The organism is Candidatus Paceibacterota bacterium, assembly GCA_035452965.1.
Lineage (GTDB): Bacteria > Verrucomicrobiota > Verrucomicrobiia > Limisphaerales > UBA8199 > UBA8199.
Genome location: DAOTCE010000024.1, coordinates 1 through 21,430, shown reverse-complemented (window position 1 = coordinate 21,430; position 21,430 = coordinate 1). Strand labels below are relative to the sequence as shown.

Below are 21,430 nucleotides of genomic sequence, written 5' to 3'. Positions count from 1 at the left end.
CGGACACCAGTCAGTTTCCGTGAACGAACGAACGACTTTAGTGATTTAGCACTCTAGCAACATGAACAAAACCTATACAACGATTGATGGCAATGAGGCGGTCGCCTACGTGGCTTACCGCTGCAACGAAGTGATGGGCATCTACCCCATCACCCCCTCCTCGAACATGGGCGAGTGGTGCGACCAGTGGGCGTCCGAAGGCATCAAAAACCTCTGGGGCACCGTGCCATCGGTGGTGGAGATGCAAAGCGAAGGGGGCGCGGCGGGTGCCGTGCACGGCGCGCTCCAGACCGGCGCGCTGACCTGCACTTTCACTGCTTCCCAGGGCTTGCTGCTCAAGGTGCCCAACATGTTTAAGATCGCCGGCGAGCTGACCCCGACCGTGTTCCACATCACCGCCCGCACATTGGCCACCCATGCGCTGTCCATTTTTGGCGATCACAGCGACGTGATGCACGCCCGCACCACCGGGTTCGCGTTGCTTAGCTCGGCCAGCGTGCAGGAGGCGATGGACTTCGCGCTGATCGCGCAGGAGGCAACGCTCGAGAGTCGAATCCCCTTCCTGCACTTCTTTGACGGGTTCCGCACTTCGCACGAAGTTTCGAAGATCGAGCTGGTGGATGAGAACATTATCCGCCAGGTGATCAACGAGGACTTCGTGATCGCTCACCGCCAGCGCGCGATGAACCCCGAACGGCCGGTGCTGCGCGGCTCGGCGCAGAATCCGGACGTGTTCTTCCAGGCGCGCGAGGCGTGCAATCCCTTCTACGCCAAGTGCGCGGACATCACCGCCAAAGTGATGGACAAGTTTGCCGCCGTTACCGGCCGTCAATACCAGCCCTTCCAATACGTCGGCGACCCGAACGCGGAGCGCCTGCTGGTCATCATGGGTTCGGGTAGCGAAACAGCGCATGAGGCGGTGGAATACCTCAACGAACGCGGCGCAAAGGTCGGCGTTCTGAAGGTGCGGCTGTTCCGGCCATTCTGCGTGAAGCGGTTCATTGAGGCGATGCCAGCCAGCGTGAAGTCAATTGCGGTGCTGGACCGGACCAAGGAATCCGGCGCGTTGGGCGAGCCACTCTACTTGGATGTGGTGACGGCGCTGAACGAGAGCCTGGCGGCAGGTTGGGGCAAGCTCAAGAGCATGCCGAAGGTTGTCGGCGGTCGCTACGGACTGTCTTCGAAAGATTTCACACCGGCCATGGTGAAGGCGGTGTTCGACAACCTGGCTGCGGCCAGCCCGAAAAATCACTTCACCGTGGGAATCGAGGACGATGTCTCCCAGACCAGTCTGGCGTGCGATCCGGACTTCTCGACCGAGTCGGATAAGGTCGTCCGTGCTCTGTTCTATGGCCTTGGCTCGGACGGTACGGTTGGAGCCAACAAGAACTCGATCAAGATCATCGGGGAGAACACCGACAACTACGCCCAGGGCTACTTCGTCTACGACTCCAAGAAGGCCGGCGCGGTGACCATTTCTCACCTGCGGTTCGGTCCCAAGCCAATCCGCTCCATCTACCTGGTCACCAAGGCCAACTTCGTCGCCTGCCACCAACCGATCTTCCTGGACCGCTACGACATGCTCCAGGACCTCGTGCCTGGTGGGGCTTTCCTGCTCAACACTCACTACGGGCCAGGCGAAATCTGGGATCAGCTCCCCCGCCCCGTCCAGAAAAGCCTGATCAAGAAGAAGGTGAAGTTCTACGTCATTGACGCGATCAGCGTAGCCAAGGCTACGGGCATGGGCGCCCGCATTAACACCATCATGCAGACCTGCTTCTTTGCCCTCTCCGGAGTGCTCCCGCGCGATGAGGCCATCGAGCAGATCAAGTACACCATCAAGAAGACCTATGGCCGCAAAGGCGAGGAAGTGGTCAAGAAGAACATTGCCGCAGTGGACCAGACCCTGACCAACCTCCACGAGGTGAAGATCCCCGCCCAGGTTAGCAGCACGAAGGAGCTTCCCACGCCATTCACCGCCGACGCCCCGAAGGAAATCGCTGAAACCCTCGGCGTCATTTACGGCAACCGCGGCGAATCCTTGCCGGTCAGCGCGTTTAATCCTGACGGCACCTTCCCGACCGGCACCTCTCGCTACGAGAAGCGCAACCTGGCGCTGGAAATTCCGGTCTGGGACGAGAAGACCTGCATCCAGTGCGGCAAGTGCGTGGCCATCTGCCCGCACGCCTGCATCCGCATGAAGGTCTACGACGCGAAGCACCTGCAAGGTGCGCCCGCCACATTCAAGAGCACCGACGCCCGCTCTCCGGAGTGGAAGGGTTTGAAATGGACCCTCCAGGTTGCACCCGAGGATTGCACCGGCTGCTGCCTGTGCGTTGAGGTGTGCCCGGCCAAGAACAAGACCGAAGCCAAGCTCAAGGCCATTAACATGCGGCCGCAACCTCCCATCCGCTTTAGCGAGCGCGACAATTACAACTTCTTCCTCGCCCTGCCGGAGTTCGACCGCCGCAAGCTCAAGGTGACACAACTTCGCCAGATGCAGGTCATGCAGCCGCTCTTCGAATACAGCGGCGCCTGCGGTGGCTGCGGCGAGACGCCTTATCTGAAACTGCTCACCCAGCTGTTCGGCGACCGCATTGTCGCGGGCAACGCGACCGGCTGCTCCTCGATCTACGGCGGCAACCTGCCTACCACGCCTTACACAAAGAACAAGGAAGGTCGCGGCCCAACCTGGAACAATTCCCTGTTCGAGGACAATGCCGAGTTTGGCCTGGGCTTCCGCGCTTCCATTGACAAGCAGAAGGAGTTTGCCTGCGAGCTGCTTCAGAAGCTCGCCCCGAAACTGGGCGATGAATTCGTCAGCGCGCTCATCAATGCCAACCAGACCGACGAAGCGGGCATCTACGACCAGCGCGAACGCGTCGCTGCGCTCAAGCGGAAGCTGGCCACCGACACGAGCAGCGAAGCCAAGATGCTGCTCGCCATCGCGGACAACCTGATCCGCCGCAGCGTCTGGATCATCGGCGGCGATGGCTGGGCCTACGACATCGGCTACGGCGGCCTCGACCACGTTCTCGCCAGCGGGCGCGACATCAACGTCCTCGTGCTGGATACCGAAGTCTATTCCAACACCGGCGGGCAGTGTTCGAAGTCCACGCCGCGCGGAGCGGTGGCGAAGTTTGCCGCCGGCGGCAAGCCACTGCGGAAGAAAGACCTTGGCCTCATTGCCATGGGTTACGGCTCCGTGTATGTGGCCAGCGTGGCGATGGGTGCCAAGGACGAGCATACCCTCAAGGCGTTCATTGAAGCCGAGTCCTATTCTGGCCCCTCTATCATCATCGCCTACAGCCATTGCATCGCCCACGGTATTGACCTGGACCGCGGCGCGGGTGCCCGCCAGCAACGGCTGGCGGTTGAGTCCGGCCAGTGGCTCCTTTACCGCTACGATCCGCGTCGTGCCGAGCGGGGCGAGAATCCGCTGCAGCTGGATTCCCAGGCGGCCAAAGCCAAGGTGCAGGACTATCTGCTCTCGGAGAACCGGTTCAAGATGCTCACCAAGAGCAAGCCGGAGGACGCGAAGAAGTTCTTTGCTCAGGCGCAGACGGACGCCGAACGCCGCTGGGCTTACTACCAATACCTGGCGGGACTCAAACCCAATGGCGGCAACGGTGCGGGCACGCAGCCCAAGCCCGCCACCACCGTGGACCAACAACCTTAACTCATAACGACTCAGGCTTATGGATCTAAAGACAACCTATCTCGGATTAAAGCTTCGCACGCCGCTGGTCCCCGCGGCCTCTCCCCTGTCGGAAGAGATTGACGGCATCAAACAGATGGAGGACGCCGGGGCGTCGGCTGTGGTCCTCTACTCCCTGTTCGAGGAGCAACTGCGCCAGGACCGCGACGAACTGGACCATCACATGGAGCATGGCACCGAGAGCTTCGCCGAAGCGCTCACCTACTTCCCGGAGCCGAAGGAATTCCGCCTCGGGCCCGAAGAGTATCTCCAGCACATTGCCAACGCCAAGAAGGCAGTGCGAATACCGGTCATCGCCAGCCTCAACGGCTCGTCAACGGGCGGTTGGACGGATTATGCCAAAGGCATTCAACAGGCCGGGGCCGATGCCCTGGAGCTGAATATCTATTACATCCCCACGGACATGGACCTCAGTTCCGATGAAATCGAGCAGACGTACCTCGACATCCTCAAGGCAGTCAAGGCGGCGGTCACCATCCCCGTCGCGGTCAAGCTCAGCCCGTTTTTCACCAATTTCGCCAACATGGCGAAGCGCCTCGATCAGGCCGGCGCGAATGGGCTGGTCCTGTTCAACCGCTTCTACCAACCGGACATTGACCTGGAGGCGCTCGAAGTGAAGCCCAACATTCTGTTGAGCACGCCCATGGCCATGCGTGTCCCCTTGCGCTGGATCGCGCTGCTCTACGGTAAGATACGTCCTAGTCTGGCCGCCACCAGTGGCGTCCACCGCGCCACCGATGTGCTAAAGATGCTCATGGCCGGAGCCGACATCACCATGCTCTGCTCTGCGCTAATCCGGCATGGCGTGCGCCAGATCGGGGTCATTGAACGCGACCTGATCGCCTGGATGGAGGAGCACGAATACGAATCCGTCACCCAGCTAAAGGGCAGCCTCAGCCAGAAGAACTGCCCCGACCCAAGCGCTTTTGAGCGCGCCCAATACATGCGCGCCATCTCTCAGTACTCGGCCGCCAATTCCAAGTAAAGGATCGCCCCCACCGCCGATCGAGCGGTTCGATACAGCGCCGGTCTCTGTGCCGTCGCCGCCAGTCGGCGTATCTTGTCGAAGTCGAGTTCAAGCTCGACTTCTCCCGGATCCAGCGCGTAGGCATTAACGGGCAGTCGGAGCGCCGGCTTTAGCCGGCTGGCGCTGCCCGGGGCGCATATGCCGGCTGAAGCCGGCGCTCCGTCGCTTCCTGCAAACGCGCTGTCCCGGATCGAAGGCCGATGCTCGGGGCTTGGCTAAGCGCCCTGTCTGGACCAGCATGGCTGCTGTCGCTGGTCCTGAATAGCCGTATAATGAACACATCCTCCTTGCTTAGAATCGTTGTCCGCTGGCTCGCCACCAGGACGGTCATGACCGCCCTCCTGTCAGGTCAGTTAATCCTGGCAGTGCTCCCGATCAGGGCTGCGGCTTCCCCAACCCAAAACGCCGGCGACCGACCCAACATCCTGTGGCTGGTCAATGAAGACAGTGGTCCCTTCCTTGGTTGCTACGGTGATCCGCTGGCCCGTACCCCGACGCTCGACCGCCTGGCCAGCAAAGGAGTCCTGTTCGAGCGCTGCTTCGCGCAGCCAGTTTGTGCCCCTTCGCGGTTTACATTGATCACCGGCATGTACGCCGCCACCTGCGGTCCAGCGGAGCACATGCGAGCCAAGGGGAAGATTCCCGGCTGGCTCAGGGGCTTCCCGGCGCATCTGCGCAAAGCGGGCTATTACACCTCGAACAACGCCAAGACTGATTACAACGCGCCCATCGACATGAAGGAGGCGTGGGACGCCTCGAGCAGGAATGCGCACTGGCGCAACCGATCCAATCCAAAGCAGCCGTTCTTCAGCGTGTTCAACCACGAAGTCACCCACGAAAGCTGCCTGTTCCCCGTCGAGGAACAGACCCTCGATTTCCCGCCCACGGACCCCGCAAAAGTGCGCATTCCGCCCTATCAACCGGACACGCCGGAAATTCGCGCCGACTGGGCGCGCCACTACAACCACATCGCGCTGATGGATGCGCAAGTCGGCGCCAAGCTTAGGGACCTCGAGCAGAGCGGTTTGGCCGACAACACCATTGTATTCTACTACGCGGACAACGGCGGCGTGGTCCCTCGCAGCAAGCGCTTCCTTCAGCGCAGCGGCACTCATGTGCCGTTGATCGTCTATTTTCCTCCCAAGTGGCGGCACCTGGCGCCAGCCGCACCCGGTTCCCGGATCAAAGAGCCTGTGAGCTTCGTGGACTTTGCCCCAACCGTTCTCTCGCTGGCGGGAGTGAAAATTCCGGACTACATGATGGGCCGCGCCTTTGCCGGTGCGGCGAAGAGTCCGCCAAACGAGTATGTTTTCTGCACACGCGACCGCATGGACGAGCGTTATGACATGATGCGCTCGCTCATGAGTCACCGCTACCTCTACATCCACAACTACCGGCCGGAACTGCCTTATGTGCAGCGGCTAAGCTACCAGTTCCAGGCGCGTGGCTACCAGTCCTGGGCCCGGGAAGCCGCCACTGGGCACCTGACACCCGCTACGGCGCAATTCTGGGGCGAGAAACCGACCGAAGAGTTGTATGACCTGGTCGCCGACCCCGACAACGTGCACAACCTGGTCAACGACCCGGCCTATCGCGAGGCCTTGGAGAAAATGCGTGCCGAAATGAAGCGCCGGGTGCTGGCCATCAAGGACAACGGTTTCATCCCCGAAGGCTCGCCGCTGGAAGGCTACGAAGCCTCGCGCCAGCCAGGCGCCGTGCCTTTCGAGCGGGTGGTGGACCTTGCGAACCTGGCCTCGGAACGCAAGGCGGACAATTTACCCAGGCTCACCGAGGCTTTGGATGATCCAAACGAGGCCATCCGCTGGTGGGGCGCGCTGGGCTGCGCCATGCTCCGCAAGCAGGCTGCACCGGCCGAGGCCGCCTTGCGCAAGCGCCTGGTGGATCCGTCGGGTGCGGTCCAGTCGGCGGCGGCCAACGCCTTGGCCCAATTAGGCCACGTTGAAACGGCATTGCCTGTGCTCGAACGCTGGATCACTTGTACCAACGAGACCTTCTATGTCCTACACGCAGCGAATGTGCTCATCCGCTTGGGCGAAGCCGGACGCCCTTTGCTGCCGCTCATGAAGAAGCTCTACGCTGCCACCGAGAATGCTGCCAGGAACAGCCCTTCCGCCTACCTGCGCCGCAATCTCGAACAGAACATCGCCCTGCTCGAAGGCCGCGAGCCAGCACTCGTTTATCCCAAGTTCGGCCCTGTGAGATGACAACACCCGTGCCCTTCTCCACGCGCTTGAGTTCGGTCTTCGGATTTCGGCCTTCCTTCGGTTTTCGGTCCTCGGATTTCGGATTTCCACCCCGCCACCCTCCTTCCCGCCACCATGCACGCTAGACTGGCCCTCCTCCTCGCCTTGTCCCAAACCGCCGCCCTGGCCGCCACACTGCGGCTGAATGTCTTGCTCATTACCGCCGATGACATGGGCTACAACACGCCCGCCTTCGCCGGTTGTCTGACGCCTGGCATCACGCCCAACCTCGACCGCCTGGCGAAGCAGGGCGTGTGGTTTGTCAACGCCCACGTCACGGTGGCCGTCTGCCAGCCCAGCCGCGAGTGCCTGATGACTGGCCGATATCCCCATCGCAACGGCGCCACCGGCTTCTACCCCGTCCGGTCCGAGGTACCCACGCTCATGGAATCCCTCAAGGCCGCCGGCTACCAACTCGGCATTATGGCTAAGGTTAGTCACCTGGCCCCGCCCTCCAAATTTCCTTGGGATTACAGCTATGACGCGCGCGAACTCGGCCAGGGCCGCGACCCAAGCCTCTATTATCGCTCGGCCAGGGAGTTCTTCGCCAAGGCCAAAGATGCCGGCAAGCCTTACTTCCTCATGGCCAATTCCCAGGACCCGCACCGCCCGTGGGCCGGCAGCGAGGGTGAAATCACCCAGGGCCAGGGCAAGTTGGCCAGGAAAAAGAAGGCCAAGAAGGTGGCTGGTGCCCAGGCGAATGAAGACGGGATCGCAGCGCAAGCGACTTACCCTCCCCCCGCCCGCATCTACAAGCCCGAGGAGGTCGTCGTCCCCGGCTTCCTGCCTGACCTGCCCAACGTGCGCAAGGAAATGGCGCAGTATTACTCCTCCGCCCACCGCTGCGATGAGACGGTCGGGGAAATCCTGCGCGCGCTCAAGGACTCCGGCTTCGAGGAAAGCACGCTCGTGATGTTCCTGAGCGATAACGGCATCTCCATGCCCTTTGGCAAAAGCAACTGCTACCTGGCCAGCACGCGCACCCCCTGGCTCGTTCGCTGGCCTGGCAAGGTCAAGCCGAGCACTGTGGACCGCGATCACTTTATCTCCGGGATTGACTTCATGCCCACGATTCTCGAAGCCGCCGGCGTGGCGGCCCCCGCCAACATGGATGGCCGTTCCTTCCTGCCGCTGCTCCTCGGGCTCGACCAGCCCGGGCGCGACCGGGTGTTCACCTGTTACAACGACACTTCCGGTCGCCGCTCCTATCCCATGCGCTGCCTTCAGACTCGGCATTGCGGCTACATCTACAACGCATGGTCCGACGGCACGACCCAGTACCGCGCCGAGCCCATGGGCGGCCTGACCTTCAACGCCATGCAGCAGGCAGCCATGGACCAGAAGGACGTCGCGGCCCGCGTCGAGATGCTGCTGCACCGCGTGCCGGAGGAATTCTACGATTTTGCCACCGACCCGGACGGGCTGCACAATTTGATTGCTGACCCCAAGTGCCAGGAGCAGGTTGCCCAGGCGCGCAAGGATATGCTCTCGTGGATGCAGCGCACCCAGGACCCGCTGCTGAACACCTATCGCGCGAGGCTCAAACCAAAGCCGCTCAAGCCGTAAGGCAGGCCTGCGGTCGGTAGTCTGGTCGGGTTCTGTTTGGCCAGCCGACAGGCCACCCAGACCCCTGCGCGGCCGGATTTGGCGAACGTCCTGCTGTCATCACAGCATGGAACAACGCGAATGGGAACCGGTAACCGCCGCCAGGTTGGCAGGCTTTGGCGTGGGTTTAGGGCTGCTTCTGCTCCTCGTCTTTCGCTCTGAACCCGGCTTCGTCTTACTCCTGGACCACGCCAACCTGCTATTCCACGAAGCCGGTCACCCGCTCGTCGGCTTGATCAGCTCACGGCTTGAGCCCTACGGGGGCACTCTTGGCCAACTGGCCTTTCCCGTTGTGCTGGCGGTTGCGTTTTGGCGCAAGGGCCACACCATCGGCGTTGCCGCCGCCGCCGTCTGGTACTTCGAGAACTGGCTCAATATCGCCCGCTACGTCGCCGACGCCCGGGCGCTGCAGTTGCCTTTGGTCGGCGGGGGTGAACATGACTGGAACACGATTCTGCACCGCTGGAACCTGCTGCCCTACGATACTCGGATCGCCGCCGTCCTGACCATTGCTGCCTGGATCGGCATTGCCGCCACCTGCGGCTGGGTACTCTGGCATGTGCTAACCAACACCGCGACCGCGAGTGGCCAATTCTATCGGCTGCGGCCTCCGCCACCTTAGCTGTGTTACAGGCGGATCAGCACCGCGAAGCGTCAATGCGGTTTCCTATCTTGCGGCTGCAGAGTCGTCCCGGTAGAGACCGGCGTTCTGTCCATTTTTGAGACAGTCGGGGTTCCTGAATCAGCTTCCACGGTCGGAAATGCCGGTGTGACAACGCTGTGACACTTGCGATACCCCGGTGTGGTTCCCATGGGGGCCGACCCCCATGGGAACCACACCGGGGTCTCACCGGATTGTCACCGTCTGATCACCGCGGTTGGGTGCTTGAGGAGGCTTGGAAGATGGGCCGAGCCACTCGTTGGGGCGGCAGTCGGGTTGGACTTCTTCTCACAATTTGCCCCCCTCCCGATGCTGCTTGCTTGCCCATCAGGAGTGGGGGAGGATGCTCCTATGACCGAAGTGCAGATTGCGCCTGCTGCGGGGAGCAACGTCCCCTTCATTCTGCGGATGGCTGATGACAGGGAGTCTCCGGTGCTCCGTGGAGACTACTTACCGCTGCCGCCAGCGGCCTCTTACGTCATCTTAGGTCATTGTGACAGTAGTGGCACCCCGACTGTCGCCCCTTGAACCGAAGACGCTTCCTCTGGTCCGGTGCCGCCAGCCTCTGGCTGTGTGCGGCTCACTTGCCCGCCTTCGCGTCCGAAAGCCCAGCCTCGCCCACCTTCCCCACCCGCCCCTTCGTGCTGATCAACCAGGCCGAGTTGGCCACTCTCCGCAGTGACCTTGCCAAGCCCGGTTGGAAGACCGCCTTGTACCGCGCTGACCGCGGGCCGGCCGTGATGAGTTCCGGGCGCGGGGCGCGAGCCAACGCCAGTCTTTGGGCTGAACGCCCGATCATAATTCCGGCCCGCGGCGGCCATTACCACCATTTCTTCTGCGTGGACGGAGACCGGTTGGAGTTGCCCAAAGACCAGCGCTATGCGCCGGGGCCGTACCGCTGTCCGAAATGCGGCAGGCAATGCAGCGGCGAGAAATACGAAAGCGCCCTGCGCCGAATGGTTCATACCTGGCTTGCACCGGCGGCGCTGGACCTCGCCCTGGTCGCCGCACTCGAACACAGGCCGGACTACGCAGCGAAGGCGGGGGAAATTCTCTCGAAATACGCTGCGGCCTATCCGGGGCCGCATACGACTGTTACCAGCGGCGGGATGATTTATCAGTCCCTGGACGAGGCAATGTGGGTCATTCCGCTGGCGCAGGCCTACGACCTGGTCCACAGCGATTTGTCACCCGAGCAGCGCGCAACTATTGCGGACTTCCTGCGCACGGTCGCGCAGGGTTTGCAGCGTTGCGGCACCAGCGGCAACTGGGGCTCGTGGCACCTGTCGGCGGTCGGCGTCGTCGGCTACGCCATCGAGGACCAAGCGCTGGTCCAGTGGGCAACAGACAGCTTCAAGGAACAAATCCGCAACCAGCTCGGCGATGACGGCCTTTGGCCGGAGTCCGTCCACACCTACCACTACTTCCCGCTGCTGGCCTTTGCGGCCTTCGCCGAAGCCGGGTGGCACGCCGGGATGGACCTGTACCGCTGGGAGGCGAAGCCGGGCAAATCGCTGCTGCGGATGTATGAGGCTCCGTTGCAATATGCCTATCCTGATCTGCGCCTCGCGGCAATCAACGACGGCTGGTTTCAGTCGTTCGTGCCGGCAGACTGCTACGAGCTGGCGCATCACCGCACACAGGACCCCCGCTTTGCGTGGGTGCTGGCAAACGGCTACCGGCGCGGGGTCTTTCCAGCGGGCAGGGTGAATGCTGACTCGCGCGATTCGCTGCGCGGCGGCCAGTACGCCTTCCTCTTTGGCGGCGCTGTTCCCACCAAGGTCACGCCGCCCCCGGCAACCTCGGTTAACTTCCCGGTGCTCGGCATCTGCATGCTGCGTTCCACCAATGGCGCTGTGCTGAGCTTCGACTACGGCCCGTTCCTTGGCCACGGCCAACGCGACAAGATGGGCATCACCCTCTTTGCCAACGGAAAACTGTGGCTGGCGGATTATGGCACGCCGGGCTATGGCGCCTCCATCCTGCCATGGTACCAATCCACCTTTGCCCATAACACGATTGTCGTGGACGGCAAGAGCCAGAATCCGACCAAGGAGAATCGCGCAACGCTCTGGCTCGGCGAACCTGATTTGGAGGCCGCTCAATCCGAAACCGCGGAGGCCTATCCAGGCGTGATTCACCGGCGGACCGTGGTGCGCCGGGACGATTACTTCGTGGTCGCCGATCAACTGAAGAGCGACACGGAGCACACCTTCGATCTGTATCTGCACTCCGAGGGCAAGCTGACGCTGAACGGGAGGAGCAGCCAGTCCCATCTTGTCACCCCTGCCGTTCCCTGGATCGAGAAACTGACGAGCCTGGCGCCGTCTGGGGTACTCGTTGGGCGGTGGGCCGAAGGTGGGAGTGGCATGTCATTCTGGCTGGTCGGGAGCGGCCCGGTGACACCGCTGCTCGGCCAGTGCCCGGCTGAAACCGGCTCCCGCAAGGTCCAACTGCTCGTCTGCCGGCAGGAAGGCAAGGCCGTGGAGTTTGTCACCGTTCTCTATCCTTGCCGGGGCAAACCCGACCTGGCCGTGACACGCCGGGAGGACCAACTCATTATCCGCCACGGTAACTCCCTGGATGTGCTGACCTTGCCCTCGGATGGCACCCGCCCCACGGTGACCCGGTAGGCGCTCACAGAACATTCAGCCAGCCCGGCGCTTGATTATCCGGATGGATGGCTTAGCTTGAGATAGTAACATGGGAAGGAGAACACTATGCCAGTCAAGACATTGAAACAGTTTCTCAACGACGAAAAGATCAAGTACGTCTGCATCATTCACTCGACCGCCTACACGGCACAAGAGGTGGCCGCCTCGGCGCACATTCCCGGCAAGGAACTTGCCAAGACGGTGATTGTGCAACTCGACGGCGAGACAGCGATGGCGGTTTTGCCCGCCAACCGCAAGGTCGTCTTACAGGACCTGCGGGAAGTCACCGGGGCCGACCAGGTCAAATTGGTGCCGGAAGACGAATTCAAGAAGAGGTTCCCCGATTGCGAGATTGGGGCGATGCCGCCGTTCGGGAATCTCTACGGGATGGAGGTGTTCGTCGCGGCCGCTCTGGCGGCGAATGCGGAGATCGCCTTCAACGCCGGGTCGCACACGGAAGTCATCAAACTGGCCTACAGCGACTTCGAGCGGCTCGTCCACCCCAAGGTGGTCAGCTTCACGACTTGAGCTGGGCCCCGAAATCCCCGCGTATGGAAGCCGGCGAACATCGGCACGGCGCACCCGAATTGGTGACACGTGAGCTCACAGTAGCCGGAATGGGCTGCGATAACTGCGTCCGAAAACTCGAACGGGCATTCCGTGCCCGCGAGGGCGTGAAGGAAGTGCGCATTGACGGCATTGCCGGGCACGTGACAGTGACCTTCGACCGCACCAGGGTCACCATCCCGGAACTGCAGGCCCTGGTCGTCAAAAGCGGGTATCGCGCCGGCGCCGTCGAGACATAGCCGCCGCAGCCGCCGACTTGCCGGCAACCTACGGCGCTCCAGACAGTTCGCGGATCTTCACATTCCGAAACCAGGCTTTGCAGGTGTGGTCCTGCAGCAGAATGCGCCCCCTGACCTTGTCGCCAAAGCCGCTCTTGTCCTTGAACTTGCTGGCCGCCACGCCGGCCTTGATCGTCTCGCTGCCGCACTCGTATTCGAGCACCTTGACGCCATTTAGCCAGTGCTCGGCGTGGTTTCCTCTGACGAGAATCCGCGACGAGTTAACCTCGCCCGCCGGCTTGATGGGGGTGTTGGACGGCGCCAGCACGGCGTAGAACGATGCCGTAAGCTGCTTGCGATTGCCTTCATCCACACCTGTCGCGCGCTCGTCATCAATCATCTGGTATTCGTGGCCCAGCGCCTCGTTCCGCGTTTCCAGGACGAAATACTTCAGACCGCTGTTGCCTGCCGGAGCCAGTTTCCATTCCCATTTCAACTCGAAGTCGGTGAACTCGGCATCCGTGACGATGTCCCCGCCGCCCTTGTTGCCGCCGCCTTTGCCCAGGCAATGCAGCCAGCCCTCCTCCACCACCCAGCCCTTTTCCGGGAACGTCTCCTTCTTGAAGCTGCGCCAGCCCTGGGTGGACTTGCCGTCGAAGAGCAGCTTCCACCCGGCGGCCTTCTCTTTAGGGGCAAGCTGGTTGACGGGCGCTGCCGAAACCACGGAAGCGGTGGCAATCAACAACATCAGGGAGCAGTAACCCCTCGTCAGGCAACAATTCATCATCCGTTTATAAAGAGGTTGTGCAGCAAATGGCGGGACACTGCCCTGGATTACCGCTTCCGCCTAGCCTGCTTCCTGGGCGCGGCTTCTTTCCTCCGGGCAGGGGTCTTGTGGGCGGCCTTGGCTCTCCGTGGCTTTGCTTTCAACGGGCGTTTGCCGCTGGAGCGTTTGGGCCTGGCCTTCAGCGCCACCTTCTTCGCAGACCGTTTGGCGGGTTTCCTGTCTGGACGCCTGGCAGGCTTGCGAACTTCGATGGCGGCGGACGGAGCGCCCGCCTTGGCCCCGGGCGTCGCTTCTTCCCGCCAGCCGTGCGCGTCGCGGACCGCAATCATCATCCGGAGAACATCGTTCCACGTTTCCTGCTGCATCATGACCGCATTCGGAAACATGCAACCGTCCCAACAGATGTGGCGCACACTCTTGGTCAAGCGGCCATCCTCCCCGTGCAGCCAATAACCGGCGTGCCGAACGACGCTGAGCTTGCCATTCGGGTCATTCGGCAGGCAGTGGTGGCCCGTCTTGTCGTGAGTGCCGGAGCCGTGGACGGTGGCGTCGTTCTGCGCGACATGGAAATCAATGGTCCACGGGCGCAAGGCGGCGGTGAGTGTCTTCAACGCATCATTCAAGCGGTGCGGATCGGCCCAGTCCCAGCCAATTGGCAGGATGGCGTCTTCCGGCGCGTTGTAACCCAGCACGTAAAGCAGCGTGTGCGCCATGTCCGCCTGAAAGCCAAGCGTTCCGGGCCGGTCTACTCGCTGCAGCAAATCCACCATCTTCCTCCAGCTATGCATGCCGCCCCAGCAAATCTCCCCTTCGGCCGCCAGCCGCTCGCCAAAGCTCTCTGCCACATCGCAGGCCTCGCTGAAGGTCCGAGCTATCGCCTGTTGATTGGCCTCCGGATCCTTCGCCCATTCCTCCACCCCGCAGGCCGAGTCAATGCGCACCACGCCATAGGGCCGAACCCCCAATTCCCGCAGCTTTCGGGCGATGCGGCATGCCTTGCGCACCTGCCCGACAAACCTCGTGCGCTCCTCAAGGGTTCCCATCGCCGAACCGCCGCCAGTTGGTGTCCAGACCGGCGCGACCACCGAACCGACCGAAAAGCCCTTCGACTGGACTTTGTCCGCCAGCCGCTGGAGGCCGGCGTCATCAATGTCAATACTGACATGCGGGTCACAGAGGAAGAGATCCACACCGTCAAACTTGATGCCATCCACCTGCGCCCTCGCGGTCAGGTCCAGCATGGTATCGAGACCAATGCCTGGTTCGGCGCCCGGGCTGCCTTTGCCGACCAGGCCAGGCCACATGGCGTTGTGGAGTTTGGGGTAATTGCTGTGACTGTGTTGTGCGCTCATACGATTGTCCTTTCGCAAGTTGCGTCGTGAACTTGCAAGAGAAGCCCACCACAAGCAACGCAAAAGTTCGGCCCTGTCGCGCCCTTGACAGATGGCCAGGGTCTTCTAGTCTCTGCGCGCCATGAATCTTGCCGGCTGGATCCCGCGGTTCATCTTGCCCCTGCTGCTCGCGATGGCAGCCAGCGGCATTATGTTCTACATGGCGGACGGCAATCTCGCCTCCGGGAACATGCATAACGCAGTGCGGAATTGGGAGCAATACGGGCTGCTGACCTTGAAGGGCAAGATGGTAACAAACCCCGGAGGCTACGAGGCGTTAACCAAGCCCCAGGTTTACAAAGGACATCGAGCCGCCAGCCTGTATCCGGTGTTCTTGATCAAGCGGCTCTTCGTTTGGACCGGAGCAGGCACCCTTGCCGTCCACGTCGTCTTGAGCCTGACGCTCTTGCTCTCCACCTGGTTCCTGCTCGGCAAGAGTCGGCACGTCTGGCTGACGGGGGTAGCCGCAATCCTCTGCCCCGGCTACATCCACGATCAAACATATCTCGATCCGAATGTAATCGCCTTGCTGTTGGGGCTGCCCTTTGCCGCCATCATTCTGCCGCTGCTGGCGCGGCCCGCTTTGCCGCCTGCGGCGCTCGCGGCTTTGCTGCTCACCATCGCCGTCTATACCGCGCTTAACTGGACCACGGCGTTCGTCCATGGAATTCTGCTGGCTTACCTTGTGGCGGCCAGGCAGATCTCGACCCGCCGGGTGTGGCTCTACGCCGCCGCGGCGGGCATCAGTCTGATTCTGGTAGCCGGAGTCTCCGTCCTCGACAAGCAACGAGGTTACGCCACCTTCTCAGACTTTCTCGGTCACTACCTCTGGGGTTCGGCAGGATATGGAGCCTATCTGACAACCGACCGGGCAGTGGTGCGCCTGCTGTTTGTGGGCGGCGCCGGTCTGCTGCCACTGCTGTTGGTGTATGCTTATTTCCTGGCCCGGCGAGCAAAGTGCAAGCCCCAAAGACCGTGGATCGTCTATTTGCCCCTGGGAGCAGCCATCCTCGGTGTCTTTGTCATGCGCAATTACTTCGGAACAGTGCCCTGGATGGCCGCCGCGGCGTTCCTGGCGGCATTGATTCTTTCCATGCGGTTGGTGATGGAACAACAGAAGGAGACGTTTGCCGAATCTGAATTGCGGGCTGGTGGAAGGTTGCTAATGCCCGTCACCTTCCTGGCGGGGTGCTTCGTGTATGCCTCCGCGGTCACCATCCTGGCGAGCTTGCATGACGCCGAAGCGCGCTCGCTGGTGACCATGGTGCGCAACCACACAGCGCGCTCGGATACGATCGTGCTGGAGGACACCGATCCGAAGCTAACCGGCATGGCAAACGGCGTTGCGGACATCACCGACCGGCGCGTCGTAGTTCTGAACAGCCTGCCCGCTGGAGAACACCTCGGGGCACGGGCATTCCTGCTCTCAAGTTCGGGAGAGGCGAAACTGCCTTTGGTGGCGGCAACTTCCCAGCCAGCTCTCATTTCCTGGCCGCTAGTGCGGAAGCTGCTTGCCTGTTATAGCACGAAGGTGGCACGACGATTACCCGGAGACCAGGGGCTGAAGCCCGGGACCTGCTACTTGTACGAACTCAGCAACGGTGATCGCGCGGCGGACATTCAGGCGACCCCTGTGAGGTTCGGGAAACCAATGTGAGTTATTCTGAAGGCGCGAGCCACTGCCAGGACGTTGCTCGCCTTGCCGCTCCCCGGATGAGTGTCGCACCAACCGGCCCCGCCGCGGGCCGTGCTGGTGAGGCTGTTAAACAAGACAAGTAAGGGCCAGTCATGGGTTCCTCTCCTGTCATGCGCGCTGGAGTGCGCCATTGCTTAGGCAGCTGTTTGGCCTTAGTTTGGGGGTGGCATAAACGGCATGACGAAGCTCTACAACGCGGCTGCGACGGAGTTGTGTTCCGCCTGCGGGCTATGCTGCAATGGCGTCATCTTCGCCAACCTCGCGTTGCGCCCTGGTGACAATATCCCTCGGCTTCAATCGCTCGGCCTCCCAGTCCGCAGCACGCGTGCGGCATCGCGCCCGCCGCACCTGGCTCAGCCTTGCGCCGCCTTCGATGGCTGCCACTGCCGCATTTACTCCGAACGCCCCGAATACTGCGTCGAATTCGAGTGTGTCCTTCTCAAGAACGTGAAGGCAGGCCGCACTGAACCTGCCGCTGCGCTGCGGACCATCAACACCGCCCGTGACCGCGCCGACAAAGTACGCCGGCTGCTCAAAGCCATGGGGGACACCGATGTACACCTGCCCCTCAGCGTCCGTTTCCGACGTGCCGGCAAACGGCTCATCGGGCGCGATGTGGACGAAGAAACCGCGGACACATATTCTCAGTTAACGCTCGCGGTCCACGATCTCAACTTGCTGCTGGCCGACGCATTCTATCCAGGAAACACGCAACCCCGGTCAAACTCTGCCGTTGTGGGAACAGCGAGCGCGTTGCTTTGCGCCGCGTTGATTTTGTTTGCCGCCAAAGGCCACGCTGCGGCCGACCAGGTGGAACTCAAGAATGGAGACCGCTACGTTGGGCAGGTCCTGTCCCTTAATACCAATAGCATCGTTCTCCAAAGCGAGGTGCTGGGCACGCTGCGGCTGCCGCGCAACAAGGTGGCGGGGATTACACTAGGCCCGAATGCGGCGAGCAACTCCCCTGCCCCGCCATTGCCCTCCAGCGCGCGACGGTCCGCACCTGGCCCCGCGAATGCCAACGCGACATCCCATTCGACACCTCTGCTCCAGGGATTGAGCATGAGTACCAATCTGATTCGGCAGGTGCAGCAGCAATTCCTCAGTGGTGCCGGCCCGGAAGCGAACGATAAGTTCAATGAGCTGTTGGGGGGCCTGATAAGCGGCGAATTGACCGTGGATGATGTCCGCGCCCAAGCCAAGACCGCCGCGGATCAATTGCGTGCGCTCCAACGTGAAGGTGGAGACGAGGCTGGTCTTGCGACCGATGCTTACCTGGGAATCCTCGATCACTTCCTCAAGGAAACCGCACCGTCGGGTCCGGTGACTAACGCATCTGGTCCCTCGCAGAATTCCAAAACCAGGCTCGCTCATCCGGGGCAGTGACGCTTCCGTAACCACGGCGAGTGTTCAAGGCCCAGGGGCCTTGATGGTTAGAATTCGGCGATACGGCGGGTTTCCGAACCATCGCTGCCGCTGGATCTCGCGCGCGCGGCGCGGGGAGAGAAGCCGCCGTCAAGCCAGCTTCGGGCGTGTGGGTGGCTGGAGGCAGGCGTGATGGTTCGAGGTATCTTCGAAGGTCCTTCGATGGAATGCTGCGGTTTTGACTCCTCAGACCTCTGTCCACTGCCCGGGCACCGGGGTGGGGTAACGACCCTGGGCATCGGGGTGGATGGGTGGTTGGCTGTCTGCGGTGAGTTGGTCAATGTTCGGGCAGAACTGGAAGTTGGAGGCCATCATCTGGTCCCAAGTGATGACCTGACCCGTATGAACAGCGGCTCGGCCCATGAGATCGGCAATGTTCGACATCGCAGCGCGTTGGGTCTCGTTGTGCGGCTTGTTCTTACGAATGGCCTCCAGCAGGGCGTTCCATTCAGCCTGCCAGGGAGTAACCTCCTCCTTCGGCGCGCGCCACGCGATGTTGTCCGACGCGCAGCGCTGGTCCTTGTAGGTAAACACGTTGCCCTGATGGCCCGGGCCGGAGAAATGCGCGGCGCACTTGGTGCCGTGGATAAAGGTGGCGAATTCCTCGTAGCACTTGGGCAGCCAACGGACGACATCGAGGGCTTTAGTTCCGTCGGCAAAAGTCCATTCAATGTTGAGCGAGTCCAGGTTCTGGCTGCAGTCGGTGTTGTTGGCCGCCCTGCCCCCGATGCCGTGGGCGCTGACGGGCCACGCGCCCTTGATCCAGCAGATCTCATCAATCTGGTGGATATTCATCTCGGCAAAAAGGCCACCCGAGACCCAGATGAAGTGCACGAAATTCCGAATCTGCCAAAACAGCTCTTTCTCGTCTGCCGGCTTCTTCCCGAGCCAGCCCACCGGCTGCATGCGGTACGCCCGGATGAGTTGGATCTCACCCAGTTCGCCATCCCGCATGCGCTTTACGAGTTCCTGGCGATTGCGCGAATGTCGGCACTGCAGGCCCGCTGCGATCTTGAGGTTCTTCTTCTCCGCAGCCTCCCCGGCCTTCAGCAGGCGCCGTAGCCCTGGCGCGTCAGGGGCGAAGGACTTCTCCATGAAGACGTTGATCCCCTTTTCGACGGCATATTCGAGCTGCATCGGGCGGAAGGCCGAATAACCAGTGAGCATGGCGACGTCGCCCGGACGGAGACAGTCAATCGCCTTGCGGTAGGCATCGAAGCCAACAAAGCGGCGGTCCGGGGGGACGTCCACGCGATCTGTGAATTTCTCGCTGAGGGTTTGCAGGGCCCTATCCAAACGATTCTGAAACAGGTCCGCCATGACGGTCAGCTTGACCGGACCAAACGAGGAGTCGAAGGCGTCCGCGACCGCGCCACTGCCGCGCCCACCGCATCCGATCAGGGCCAGGCGGATGGTGCTGTTCTCGGCGGCGTGGACCCAAGGCAGGCTTACGCCGGCCAAGGCGGAAGTGGCGGCGACCGCGCTGCCGCGCGCCAGAAACTCACGGCGAGAGAGGTTGACCGATTGTATGGCTGAAGGGACAGGTGTTTGATCTTGCATAGTTAGCTTTACTCGATGGATTGCGTTGTTGCTGCTAGTCCAATTCGACGTCTCCGCACAAATGCACCTCGACGCCAAGTTCGGCGAGCATCGCCGCCTTGATCCGGCAGGCGCGGTGGGCCTGTTTGGTGCTGGGCGCATAAACCACCTGAACGTGATTTGCCTTGTGCCGCGCCATCATCTGATCACGCGTCACGCCGTCAAACACCGCGTGCATGATGGGCCATTGGGGATTGGTTTCGCGCCAGCGACGTTGAGTCTCCTTCTCCGGCAGTTTGACGGCCTTGCCGACGCCCAGGTCGCAGTGCAGCTTGCCATCCATGACAAACACGCGGCTCCAAACGATACGACCAGGCTTGGATACGCCCTTGATGGTGCCGCCTCCTAGGCGGAAGAACATCGGCGGCTGGCGTTCGCTCGTGGCGCCTCGGTAACCACCGGCGAAATGGGCGGGCGGCACGGCGCCGGAAATGAGCAAAACCCAGACATAGTCGTTGACGCCGTCGCCACGGTAGTGCTCGCCCCAGCGGACGTCATGCAACGTGTTCTCGGGCGCAAAGCCCAACTCGCGCCAGAGCCGGTAGGTCACCAGCCCATCCAGGCCGGCGCACTCATCCACTTCGTTGAAGTGTGGGATGGCCTCCTTCGCAAACAACACACGGCTGGACTTGGACGCCTTGACCGGCGGCCGGTCCACGTTGTTCAACAAGCCCTCGACCAGGTCGCTCGCCGGGGCGAGATCTTTCAGGCCCTGCTGGTACTGAATGCCCACCGCGGCGCAGCCGAATTCGTCCGCAAGCCGGACCGCGGCGACATACATCTTGCACTGCTGCAAGGTCTGTGCTTCGGTCAACTGCGTCTCCGCCTTGCGGCCCCAGTTGAAGGTCATGCCTTTCCTGAGCAGCCAGTTCAGCACGCCGCGCGCCTCCGCGTCACTCACCTGTTGCATAGCGGCAAACAGGGTGGATTGGCTGAGCCGTTCCTTGAAAATCCCGGTCGGGTGCAGCAGTTCGTCCGGGATAATCGCGTTGAACATGCCCATGCAGCCTTCATCAAATACGCCCATGATTGCCTTCTGATCTCGAAACCGCCGCGCAGCACGCTTGCCGAACTGCTCGTCAGCGAGCGGCAATTTGAGCAGGGTCAGGTCCTTTACGTGGCTTTGGTCATGGCTCACCACCCCCTCTTGCAGCCACTGCCGGAGGCCACTGCGGAAGAACTCGTCCTTGAAGTTCGCACTCCAAAGCGTGCTGTAGCGCACGCCGGCTTTGGTCAGCGAGGCGTTGAGGTTTAACATTCCCACCAGGCCGGGGTAGGTCCCGCTCCAGTTGGCGATTGTCAGGATTGGGCCGCGATGTGTCGTCAAGCCGGGCAGGACGTGATGGCTGTATTGCCAGACCGACTCGGCGACGATTACCGGGGCGGTGGGGTCCAGCTTGCGGAACACTTCGATGCCCATCTTCTGCGAATCAATGAAGCCGTGCCGCTTCTCCGGATCTACCCGATGGGCACGCACGACAGTCCAGCCTTCCGCTTTGAGGGCCCTGGCAAGGGCGGCTTCCATCCTGGCTTGCACGGGCCAACATTGGAGGTTTGCTGCCAGGCGCAGATCACCGCTGCAAACGAGGTAAGTGCGCTTGGGGGCGAGTGGTTTGGTGGTCTTCATAATATGGTCATTCTGCAAGAACTCTGGCGGCTGTTCTAGCACGGCTGGCCCGGGGAGTCACTGAATCTTTTTGCCTCGATGCAGGTTGGTGCGAGGGAGCCTGCGGAGAGTGTCCACACGGGCCGTTGTCCTCGCAGGAGCCCTTCCCCCGAAAAAGTGGACACCGGATCTTGGGTCTGAGAGAAAGGCAA

The 21,430-nt window shown here is 61.8% G+C and carries 13 protein-coding genes and 1 pseudogene; 10 read left to right on the top strand and 4 right to left on the bottom strand.

The window, feature by feature from the left end:
* Positions 1–61 precede the first annotated feature (61 nt).
* The 8 genes from nifJ to P5205_15980 all read left to right on the top strand — a co-directional run bounded on the left by nifJ (position 62) and on the right by P5205_15980 (position 12,735).
* Positions 62–3,679: a pyruvate:ferredoxin (flavodoxin) oxidoreductase gene (gene nifJ / locus P5205_16015; protein HSA11866.1), complete on the top strand. Its 3,618-nt coding sequence runs from the start codon at positions 62–64 to the stop codon at positions 3,677–3,679.
* Between the two features lie 19 nt (positions 3,680–3,698).
* Entirely contained in the window at positions 3,699–4,703 is a 1,005-nt protein-coding gene (locus P5205_16010) for a dihydroorotate dehydrogenase-like protein (protein HSA11865.1), read from the top strand.
* 314 nt (positions 4,704–5,017) lie between these two features.
* Positions 5,018–6,970: a sulfatase-like hydrolase/transferase gene (locus P5205_16005; GenBank protein HSA11864.1), complete on the top strand. Its 1,953-nt coding sequence runs from the start codon at positions 5,018–5,020 to the stop codon at positions 6,968–6,970.
* 114 nt (positions 6,971–7,084) lie between these two features.
* Positions 7,085–8,575 (top strand): sulfatase, encoded by a 1,491-nt coding sequence (locus P5205_16000; GenBank protein HSA11863.1) that lies wholly within the window; start codon positions 7,085–7,087, stop codon positions 8,573–8,575.
* A 106-nt stretch (positions 8,576–8,681) separates the two neighbouring features.
* Positions 8,682–9,236, top strand: coding sequence for a hypothetical protein (locus P5205_15995; GenBank protein HSA11862.1), 555 nt, complete (start codon positions 8,682–8,684; stop codon positions 9,234–9,236).
* Between the two features lie 563 nt (positions 9,237–9,799).
* A complete protein-coding gene (locus tag P5205_15990; protein ID HSA11861.1) occupies positions 9,800–11,908 on the top strand; it encodes an alginate lyase family protein in 2,109 nt (702 codons plus the stop codon).
* 87 nt (positions 11,909–11,995) lie between these two features.
* Positions 11,996–12,457, top strand: coding sequence for a YbaK/EbsC family protein (locus P5205_15985; protein HSA11860.1), 462 nt, complete (start codon positions 11,996–11,998; stop codon positions 12,455–12,457).
* Between the two features lie 23 nt (positions 12,458–12,480).
* Positions 12,481–12,735 carry a heavy metal-associated domain-containing protein gene (locus tag P5205_15980; GenBank protein ID HSA11859.1) on the top strand — a complete coding sequence of 85 codons (255 nt, stop codon included), beginning with the start codon at positions 12,481–12,483 and terminating at the stop codon, positions 12,733–12,735.
* 28 nt (positions 12,736–12,763) lie between these two features.
* Here the strand turns inward: P5205_15980 and P5205_15975 are convergent, their stop codons facing one another.
* Both P5205_15975 and P5205_15970 read right to left on the bottom strand, forming a co-directional pair.
* Positions 12,764–13,501 carry a DUF1080 domain-containing protein gene (locus tag P5205_15975; GenBank protein ID HSA11858.1) on the bottom strand — a complete coding sequence of 246 codons (738 nt, stop codon included), beginning with the start codon at positions 13,499–13,501 and terminating at the stop codon, positions 12,764–12,766.
* Positions 13,502–13,794: 293 nt separating this feature from the next.
* Positions 13,795–14,853: pseudogene (locus P5205_15970) on the bottom strand (TIM barrel protein).
* Positions 14,854–14,974: 121 nt separating this feature from the next.
* Between P5205_15970 and P5205_15965 the strand changes: the two are divergent.
* Together P5205_15965 and P5205_15960 are read left to right on the top strand one after the other, a co-directional pair.
* A complete protein-coding gene (locus P5205_15965) occupies positions 14,975–16,549 on the top strand; it encodes a hypothetical protein (protein ID HSA11857.1) in 1,575 nt (524 codons plus the stop codon).
* 216 nt (positions 16,550–16,765) lie between these two features.
* On the top strand, positions 16,766–17,974 hold the full coding sequence (locus P5205_15960) for a YkgJ family cysteine cluster protein (GenBank protein HSA11856.1): 1,209 nt from the start codon (positions 16,766–16,768) through the stop codon (positions 17,972–17,974).
* Positions 17,975–18,199: 225 nt separating this feature from the next.
* Here P5205_15960 and P5205_15955 read toward each other — a convergent pair whose 3' ends face one another.
* Together P5205_15955 and P5205_15950 are read right to left on the bottom strand one after the other, a co-directional pair.
* Positions 18,200–19,573 (bottom strand): gfo/Idh/MocA family oxidoreductase, encoded by a 1,374-nt coding sequence (locus tag P5205_15955; GenBank protein ID HSA11855.1) that lies wholly within the window; start codon positions 19,571–19,573, stop codon positions 18,200–18,202.
* 34 nt (positions 19,574–19,607) lie between these two features.
* Entirely contained in the window at positions 19,608–21,239 is a 1,632-nt protein-coding gene (locus P5205_15950; protein ID HSA11854.1) for a fucose isomerase, read from the bottom strand.
* Positions 21,240–21,430: the final 191 nt, after the last annotated feature.